Genomic DNA, 8,068 nt, shown 5'->3' with positions numbered 1-8,068 from the left:
TATCGCTCTGTACTGCTAAGCTCCTCACCTTGTAAAAATTTTTGTGTAAGGGGTGTGCCTTTACAAAGCTTATGCCAGCGCAGCACTATGGCTTTGTCATTTAACCTATTTGCTTTTTTATCATCAACATAAAGCACAATATGGGAGTGATTACTCATAACTGCATAAGCACATATATCAATACAAAATATTTTAGCGAGGCTAAATAGTTTTTGTTCTACCCAGCCCCTTCGATGTTCGTAGGATTTACCCGTTAATGAATCCTCGCCGCATAAATAAGCATGACGTACACAGCGCGAAATACAGTGATAATATTTTGTATCTGACAAACTGATTTGGCGTTTTCTTGCAATAGCCATTTAGCACCTAGCTTTTGATGAACCAATTAAAAAAGTAGATGCTTATTGCGTAAAGTGCAAAAATAAAGGTGGGTGTCATTATAAAAGTAAAGTTTCACTCGGGATTTTTTTCATATTTAGTTAAGCTTTAGCTTAGCTAAACATAATCATTAGCCTAATTTAGGAGTTTACGTGTTAGAAGCGTTATTTGTTTATGGTACCTTGTGCCCAGGGCATCCGAACGAGCATATTCTTGCCAATATTGGCGGTACATTTGAGCAAGGCAGTGTGGTTGGCAATTTAATTAACGAGGGCTGGGGCGCCAAAATGGGCTTTCCTGCACTGGTATTAGACGAAACAGGCCAAGAGATAAATGGCTATGTGTTTAGCTCAACTAATTTAAAAGATCATTGGCATGTGCTCGATGAATTTGAAGGCGATGCGTACTCACGCATTTTAACGCAAATAAAATTGTTAAACGGCGAATACGTTCAGGCAAATGTATATGCTCTTAACGTTAAGTCATTTATATAGCAGCGCTTTTTAAGCTAAAGCGCTGCTATGATTTTTTAATTAACTTCAAAATCGCGAGTTTCTAAATAGCTTGGTACGCTTTTAAAACAGGCCTTTAGCTTACTTGCAAGCGCTGTGGTTACTGGCGCATCACATTTTAACTGGCCATTATATTTTCCGTTAGTTAGTGCTACTAAACTGAGTGAGTCATAGCTTGGTTTACTTTGTATTTTATGAATCACCACCCCCTGCTCTCCTGAAACCTTTATTAAATCAAACTCTTCTTTTTCAGGTTGTGTTATAGCGATCTTTTTTACATATAACGGATTTTTAAAGGTCAGCTTTGTCGAAAACAAAGCCGTACCTCCGCGCTCAAAATGGCCATTAAACACAGTAGTATTTAAAGTGGGTGTCAGCTTATTTATTAATAAATTCAAATCAAACTTGGTTGGTAAAATGGTGATCTGAGTTTGTTTGTTTGGTGCCTCGTTCAGTGCTTTTTTGATTATTTTAAGATGGGTGTCATTGGTAGTTACTTCGTACACTATTTGGTAGTTGTGTGGGGGGGCGTATAAAGGCATGTGGCTGGCAAGTACTTTATCGCCGGCTAATATAAGCGACATGCCATGAAAGCCCATATAGCTGTGGGCTTTATGTGTGTTGTGTGCCTTGTGCTGAGGGTCGCTTGCTAGTGCTGCGCTCGAGAATAAAATAAAAAGTAGCAGTATGTGTTTCATGTTAATGCTCAAAAATAAATATAGCGTCACTATAAGCTGATTTATATATATAAATAATCGATAATAAGTTGTTAGTTGTTTCCTTTTAATCAATACGGTTTGGCGCTATGCATTTAGATGACATTGAAAAAGTAATTCATATGGCGAGTTCGCAAAACCTGCACACAACCGCTAAGCATTTTAATATTACCCCAGGGGCGCTGTCTAAAACGCTAAAAAAGGTTGAGGCAAACTTAGCCACAGAGCTGTTTAATCGTGTGGGCAAAACCTTGGTACTTAATGATAAAGGCAAAGAGTTTGTTAAGCACAGTAGTGATTTAGTACATAATTACCAGCAGCTTACTAGCCGTTTTAAAAGCGATAATCATAAATTTAATGCAGTTATTGCAGGCCCTGCCATTTTACTTAAAAGTGGCCTTAAAAAGCTGCTTACACCCCTTAGTAACCTGCCCTGCTCGGTACGTATTAATAATGTGTTTGAAGGTGAAGCCATAAGCCAAGTTGCATCAGGCGCTGCGCATATTGCGCTAGTAACTCGTGAGGCATTAAATAACAGCTCACACGCTAATTTAGTGGCGGTTGATGTATTAAATACTGGGTTTAGTGTGGCTGCGCATGCTTCGCATCAGCTAGTACAAACTGGCTCTTTAACGCTTAATAAAAACCAATTACTGCAGGCGGCTTTTGCATGCCCTTTGTTTTCACCCCTGTGCGGCTTAGAGCAAGGAGTAGGCTCCGACGGCTGGCAAGATAATATTGCACCGCGCAATATTGTATTTAGATGTAGCGATTACAGTGCATTAATAGAGGTGGTTCAAAGTGGCTTGGCGTTGGCGTATTTACCTAACTTTGTGATTGACGATTTAGGGCTTACAAAAATAACTGTAAAGGGGGTTAACAGTCACTACAGTGAAAGCATTGTAATGATATACAAACCATCAAAGGCCGATGGTTGGCTTAATAAACTTATGAATTCTTTATAAAAAAGGGCTTAAAAATATAAAGCGCCTTAACCACTACATTAAGACGCTTTAGGATGAAAACTTTAATTTGCTAGCTATTAAAAATTATACGCTAACGACATTTTAAATTGAGTTGGCGCACCTGGGTAAACCCATAAAGCGTTGTAGCTGCTTTCGGCGTAATCTTTATCAAAAATGTTATTAACACTTATATTAAGCTTGGTTTGCTCGGTTAAGTTAACGTTGCCAAAAACGCCTACTAATTGGTAGCTCGGTAGCCTAAAACTTAAATCGGCGGCATCACCTAAACGGCTGCTGGTGTATTGGTAACTTGCACCAAACTCAAGCTCTTTGCCCATTAATGCTGTTTGGTGGCTAAGCGTAAGGTTTAAGTTATTTTTTGGTACATTCACCAGCGGGCTGCCTTTTTCAATTGGCACGCCCCAATCGGCATTAATAATGTCGTTTGCTGTGGTGGCGTCTATGTAGGCGTACGATAAGTTAAACGCCGTTGCATCAGTAATATAGGTGTTTAAATCAAGCTCAAACCCTTTACTATCGGCTTTACCAATAGGCGCAGAGAATCCAACGTTTACAGGGTCTGCCACTAACATATTACTTTTAGACGCATCAAAAAATGCCACAGTACCGTTTATGCCTAAGTATTCAAACTTAGCGCCAACCTCAAACGAGTCACTGTATTCAAAGCCAAAGGGATCGCCGCTTGCATCTGTGCCGCTCAGTGGCAAAAAGCCTTCTGAGTAACTGCTGTAAAAAGTGAGAGCGTTATTTAGCTCGTACACTACGCCAACACGCGGGCTTATTTGGCTTTCAGAGCTGGTCGAAAACACGCCGCTGTTGGTTTCTAAAATGTCTTGGTCAACGCTGTCAAACCTCAGGCCCACTAATAGCTTAAATTTGTCGGTAATATCCATTTGGTCTTGAACATAAATACCATATGCTTTTTGCTCTTCGTCGTTTTCGTAAAGTAGGCTTACTGCTGGGCGTTCTACATCGTAATTTGGATCAAAAATATCAACGGTATAAGTGCCGTTACCGCCTCGATATCGAGAAAGCGCTGTACGTAAATCGTACTTGTATGCATCGGCACCTATTAATAAATGATGCGTAATACCGGCTGTGTCTACACTGCCGCTTAGCTCAAACTTTACACTTAAATCTTCTACTTCGTAGTCGCGATAACGCTGCTGGCGAGTAAGTGTGCGGCCATCATCAAATAGCGATTGGCGCGATGGCGAAAGCTCAGCATCTGACGAAAACCCCGTTAACGTAGAGCTGCGGTAGTTTGCACCGGCCACTAACGACCATTCATCGTTAATATCGTGATTTAAAGTAATTTGGTGCCCGCGCGAATACACCTGCGTGTCGCCATCGTTTGGGTTACCTAAATAACGCGAGCTTGGTACGGTGTCAAAATCGTTATCAAGTACGACAACACCACGGTCAAATAACTGCGCTAAATCTACGTATTCAAACTCATAAGTCACACTGGTTGATGCGTTTATTTGATGATAAATAGACGGCGTAACTACCTTTTTATTGGTGTACACCTCATCGCGGTAGCTGTCGCTATCTTGCCACGCGCCATTTATTCTAAACGCGGTGGTATCGTTAATGCCGTTTGTGTAATCGCCTTCAACGCGATTAAAACTGTCGCTGCCTAAGCTTAGTTTTAGCTCACCTTGCGGCTCAAACTGAGGTTTTTTAGTCACAATATTTACAGTACCGCCTGGCTCTGAGCGCCCATAAAGTGCTGAGCCTGGGCCTTTTAGTACTTCAATGTAATCAATGTTAGATACATCACGCGGGCCGCTAAAACCACGCCCACCGCTAAAGCCATTAATTAAATAGCCCGATGGCATGTTTTCGTTACCCGAAAGACCCCGAATAGAAAAGCTATCCCATAATGCGCCACTGTTATTTTTGCGCGAAATACTGGCCGAAAAATCAAGCGCGTCTTGTAATTTAGTAATGCCTTTTTGCTCAAGCGCAGCACTGCTAACACTTACAATAGATTGCGGCATTTGCTTTTGAGGAATATCGCCACGGTATGCTTGTTTATAAGTAACCGATATTTTTTCAATTTCGTCGTTTTGCTCTTGCGCCACTGTTTGCGCACTTAAGCCTAAGCAGGCTAAATAAATTAAAGAATACTTCATGATAATAGGGAAATCGGAGGTGTTATATTATAACAACAAGTTTAACATGTGTTACTTTATAACAAAACAACTTTTTAAAAAATCACAGAGCGATTAATTAATGCACTAGCGACTGCCCTGTCATCACGTTAGTATGGAGATCTCTTTAGGTTACATAACGATAATTACATGAGTATAAAAACAAACGCGTTAATCTATTTTTTAGCCTTTTGCAGTGGCTTTTGCATTATGGGTATTGAGCTATTAGGCGGGCGTATTTTAGCGCCTTTTTTTGGCAGTAGTGTGCACATTTGGGGCAGCATAATTACCGTATTTATGCTTAGCCTTTCTTTTGGGTATTTACTCGGCGGTAAGCTAAGTACTAAAAATGCATCGCTTACAAAATATGGCTTAATATTTTTAACTGCCAGTATTATGGTGGTGCCTATTGCGCTTTTTTCGCAGCCAATAATGGAATTTATTTTTACCCACATTGAAGATACACGCTACGGCTCGTTACTTGCCTCTACGGCTTTGTTTTTTATTCCTACCGTTATTTTAGGCATGATCTCGCCTTACTCGGTGCGTTTATTAGTCACCGACAGCCATAAAAGTGGCCAAGTTGCGGGTATTTTATATTTTGTAAGCACGTTGGGCAGCGCCTTAGGGACTATTATTACCTCGTTTTACTTTGTACTGGCGTTTGATGTAAACACCATTATAAGTGCCTTTGCGTTAACCTTGGGCCTGTTAGGTGTGCTGGCAGTTACTGTTAATAGCCTTGCTGGTAATAAGGAGCTTGCCCATGCGTAACTGTTTATTATTTTTAGCGGTACTGTTTTCGGTTGCGGCGCACAGTAATGTAGTGCACGAGGAGCGTTCTTTATATCGCAATATTATTGTTGATGAAACACATGACCTACGCTGCTTAAAATTTAATACAAAAAGTAGCCAAACCAGCCAAAGTTGTATGTACAAAAACAACCCCGACAAGCTGGTTTTTAACTACACAAAACTTACGTTTGCCAGCCTTTTAGTAACCGACAACCCTAAAAATGTGCTTATTATTGGCCTAGGTGGCGGTACGCTTTCTAATGTCATTCATGCGCTTTACCCTGCAGCTAAAATTCATAATGTTGAAATAGATCCCGCCGTTTTAAAAGTAGCCCGTAACTATTTTAACTTTATAGAAAACGATGCGGTCACCTCAAGCGTGCAAGACGGGCGTATATTTATAAAGCGCGCAGCCATTAAAAAGCAAAAGTACGATTGGATTATTCTTGATGCGTTTAACGGCGATTATATTCCTGAGCATTTACTTACTAAAGAGTTTTTTGAAGAGGTAAAAAGCGTATTGGCCGAGGGCGGTGTAATTGCCGCTAATACGTTTTCGAGCAGTAAATTATACGAGCATGAGTCGGCAACTTACCACGCCGTGTTTGGCGATTTTATTAACGTAAGCCGTGCTAATCGCTCTAACCGTATTATTTTAGCGGGTATAAACTCTATGCCTACTGAGGCGCAAATTAATCAGCGTATTAAAGCACTTAACCCGCGTTTAAAAAAATACGATGTAGATTTAAAAGCAATTAGTACCTATATGCAAAGTACCAAAAACAAGCAAGATTGGCCTGCCAATACAAAAGTGCTTACCGATCAGTACTCCCCTGCTAACCTCCTTAATTTTTAAATCCACAAATTTATTTAGCCCCAGCTTTGGGGCTTTTTTATTTGCACCCCCTCTCAATATTTACTTAGCACGCTAACTAATGCTAAAATACTTAGCATGCTAACTAATTTGAGGTGGTTATGACTACTCAAAAACCTTTTCACGAAACGCTCGATTTAACCATTATTGGTAACATGGGGCGGGTTCATAGGCTGTGCCGCGAGGCCATCACTTTAGCTGTAGAACCTTTAGGGCTTACGCAATCGCGTTGGACGGCGCTAACCCATATAAATATGTTGGGCGAGGGCATAACACAGCTTGAGCTTGCGCAGAGTTTAGGAATAGAAATGCCCTCGCTTACCCGCACATTAAAGCAATTAGAAGAGCAGCTTTTAATTACCCGTAAAGTTGATGAGCACGATAAACGCAGTAAAAAAATTTACTTTACCGAGCAAGGTGGCGCAATTTTACAGTCGCTAAACGAAAAACTCATTGATATAAAAAGCCAGCTATACAGCGGGCTAAGCACACAGCAACTCGATGCGCTTGCTTATGGCATCGTCAATATGGAAAAAAACGCACTAAACTGTATTAAAAATCAAAGTAAAGAGTAAGAGACACAATGACACCAGATCAAAAATTTACTCGTTATGTAAGGCTTTCGTTAGCGGGTTTTGTTGTTATATTTATTTACTATTTAATTGCCGACATGTTTATGCCGGTAACGCCGCAAGCGCGGGTTTATCATCCTGTAGTGCAAATTGCCCCGCAAATAAGTGGCCGTGTTACTAAGGTATTGGTTAATAATAATCAAACCGTAAAGGCTGGCGATGTATTGTTTGAAATAGACTCAGGCCCTTATAAATTAGCGCTAGAGCAGGCACAGCTTGCCCTTGACGACGCCAAATTACAAAACAAACGTTTAGATACCAATGTAAAAGCACTTGAGGCGCAAATTTCGGCGGCCAAGGCAAAGCTGCACGAACAGCAATTACTAAATAACCGTGGCGAAGCATTATTTAAGCAGCGCTCTATTTCAGAGCAAGAGCTTGAAAGCATTAAAGCTAACTTTGAAGCAAGTAAATCAAATGTCGCCTCATTAGAAGCGCAATTGGCAGAAGCAGTACTTGCCCGTGGCGAAAGCGGCGCGCAAAACTTAGCGCTTCGCCATGCTGCAAACCAATTAGCACAAGCCGAGCTTAACTTATCGTACACCCAAGTACGTGCGCTAAGCGCTGGTGTGGTTTCTAACTTACAACTACTAGATGGCGCATATGCGGTAACGGGTAGCCCGCTTTTAGCAATTGTGGCTAATAAGGCCGACCTTGTTGCCGATTTTAGAGAAAAATCATTACTAAATATGAAGCCAGGTAGTTTGGCGCGAGTGGTATTTGATAGCCGTCCAGGTGAGGTTTACAACGCGCATATAAGCACGTTTGAGGCAGGCGTAAGCGATGGACAACTCAGTGCTAATGGCTCACTTAGTAGTACCGAAACCAGTAATCGTTGGGTGCGCGATGCTCAGCGCCAGCGTATTCATTTAGTGATGCCAGATAATGCTAAATTAATTGCTAATATGCCAAGTGGTGCGCGTGCCACTGTGCAACTATTGCCAGAGTCAACAATTGGGCAATGGTTAGCGTCGGCTCAAATTAGGTTTATTAGCTGGCTACACTACATTTATTAATGG

Annotated in this window: 9 protein-coding genes; 6 read left to right on the top strand and 3 right to left on the bottom strand. The window is 41.1% G+C overall.

The features are described from left to right. Nucleotides 1-359, bottom strand: a 359-nt coding sequence (locus PAT01_RS13740) for a hypothetical protein (RefSeq protein WP_154945641.1), incomplete at its 3' end; no start/stop codon positions are given. A gap of 171 nt (nucleotides 360-530) precedes the next feature. On the opposite strand from PAT01_RS13740, the gene PAT01_RS13735 reads away from it, so the two are divergent. Then, nucleotides 531-872 (top strand): gamma-glutamylcyclotransferase family protein, encoded by a 342-nt coding sequence (locus PAT01_RS13735; RefSeq protein WP_138579651.1) that lies wholly within the window; start codon nucleotides 531-533, stop codon nucleotides 870-872. Nucleotides 873-907: 35 nt separating this feature from the next. On the opposite strand, the gene PAT01_RS13730 is transcribed toward PAT01_RS13735, so the two are convergent. Further along, nucleotides 908-1,588, bottom strand: coding sequence for a hypothetical protein (locus tag PAT01_RS13730; protein ID WP_138579649.1), 681 nt, complete (start codon nucleotides 1,586-1,588; stop codon nucleotides 908-910). A gap of 107 nt (nucleotides 1,589-1,695) precedes the next feature. Between PAT01_RS13730 and PAT01_RS13725 the strand changes: the two genes are divergently transcribed. Further along, nucleotides 1,696-2,571 carry a LysR family transcriptional regulator gene (locus tag PAT01_RS13725; RefSeq protein WP_138579647.1) on the top strand — a complete coding sequence of 292 codons (876 nt, stop codon included), beginning with the start codon at nucleotides 1,696-1,698 and terminating at the stop codon, nucleotides 2,569-2,571. Nucleotides 2,572-2,648: 77 nt separating this feature from the next. Here PAT01_RS13725 and PAT01_RS13720 read toward each other — a convergent pair whose 3' ends face one another. Beyond that, nucleotides 2,649-4,730 carry a TonB-dependent siderophore receptor gene (locus PAT01_RS13720; RefSeq protein WP_154945640.1) on the bottom strand — a complete coding sequence of 694 codons (2,082 nt, stop codon included), beginning with the start codon at nucleotides 4,728-4,730 and terminating at the stop codon, nucleotides 2,649-2,651. Between the two features lie 168 nt (nucleotides 4,731-4,898). On the opposite strand from PAT01_RS13720, the gene PAT01_RS13715 reads away from it, so the two are divergent. The 4 genes from PAT01_RS13715 to PAT01_RS13700 all read left to right on the top strand — a co-directional run bounded on the left by PAT01_RS13715 (nucleotide 4,899) and on the right by PAT01_RS13700 (nucleotide 8,065). After that, nucleotides 4,899-5,522 carry a fused MFS/spermidine synthase gene (locus PAT01_RS13715; RefSeq protein WP_154945639.1) on the top strand — a complete coding sequence of 208 codons (624 nt, stop codon included), beginning with the start codon at nucleotides 4,899-4,901 and terminating at the stop codon, nucleotides 5,520-5,522. Further along, nucleotides 5,515-6,399 carry a spermidine synthase gene (locus tag PAT01_RS13710; protein WP_154945638.1) on the top strand — a complete coding sequence of 295 codons (885 nt, stop codon included), beginning with the start codon at nucleotides 5,515-5,517 and terminating at the stop codon, nucleotides 6,397-6,399. The genes PAT01_RS13715 and PAT01_RS13710 overlap by 8 nt, the downstream gene beginning before the upstream one ends. Nucleotides 6,400-6,518: 119 nt before the next feature. Then, nucleotides 6,519-6,992, top strand: a complete 474-nt coding sequence (locus PAT01_RS13705) for a MarR family transcriptional regulator (RefSeq protein ID WP_054982034.1) — start codon at nucleotides 6,519-6,521, stop codon at nucleotides 6,990-6,992. An 8-nt stretch (nucleotides 6,993-7,000) separates the two neighbouring features. Continuing rightward, a complete protein-coding gene (locus PAT01_RS13700; protein ID WP_055254297.1) occupies nucleotides 7,001-8,065 on the top strand; it encodes an HlyD family secretion protein in 1,065 nt (354 codons plus the stop codon). The last annotated feature ends 3 nt before the right edge of the window (nucleotides 8,066-8,068 follow it).

It is taken from the genome of Pseudoalteromonas atlantica, assembly GCA_007988745.1.
GTDB classification, from domain to species: Bacteria; Pseudomonadota; Gammaproteobacteria; order Enterobacterales; family Alteromonadaceae; genus Pseudoalteromonas; species Pseudoalteromonas atlantica.
The sequence above is the reverse complement of the archived record's forward strand: the minus strand, read 5'-3'. Positions and strand labels throughout refer to the sequence as shown.

Coding starts and splice junctions, on each gene's coding strand:
- PAT01_RS13705 (WP_054982034.1), top strand. CDS start 6,519: ATGACTACTCAAAAACCTTTTCACGAAACGCTCGATTTAACCATTATT.
- PAT01_RS13725 (WP_138579647.1), top strand. CDS start 1,696: ATGCATTTAGATGACATTGAAAAAGTAATTCATATGGCGAGTTCGCAA.
- PAT01_RS13710 (WP_154945638.1), top strand. CDS start 5,515: ATGCGTAACTGTTTATTATTTTTAGCGGTACTGTTTTCGGTTGCGGCG.
- PAT01_RS13715 (WP_154945639.1), top strand. CDS start 4,899: ATGAGTATAAAAACAAACGCGTTAATCTATTTTTTAGCCTTTTGCAGT.
- PAT01_RS13700 (WP_055254297.1), top strand. CDS start 7,001: ATGACACCAGATCAAAAATTTACTCGTTATGTAAGGCTTTCGTTAGCG.
- PAT01_RS13720 (WP_154945640.1), bottom strand. CDS start 4,730: ATGAAGTATTCTTTAATTTATTTAGCCTGCTTAGGCTTAAGTGCGCAA.
- PAT01_RS13730 (WP_138579649.1), bottom strand. CDS start 1,588: ATGAAACACATACTGCTACTTTTTATTTTATTCTCGAGCGCAGCACTA.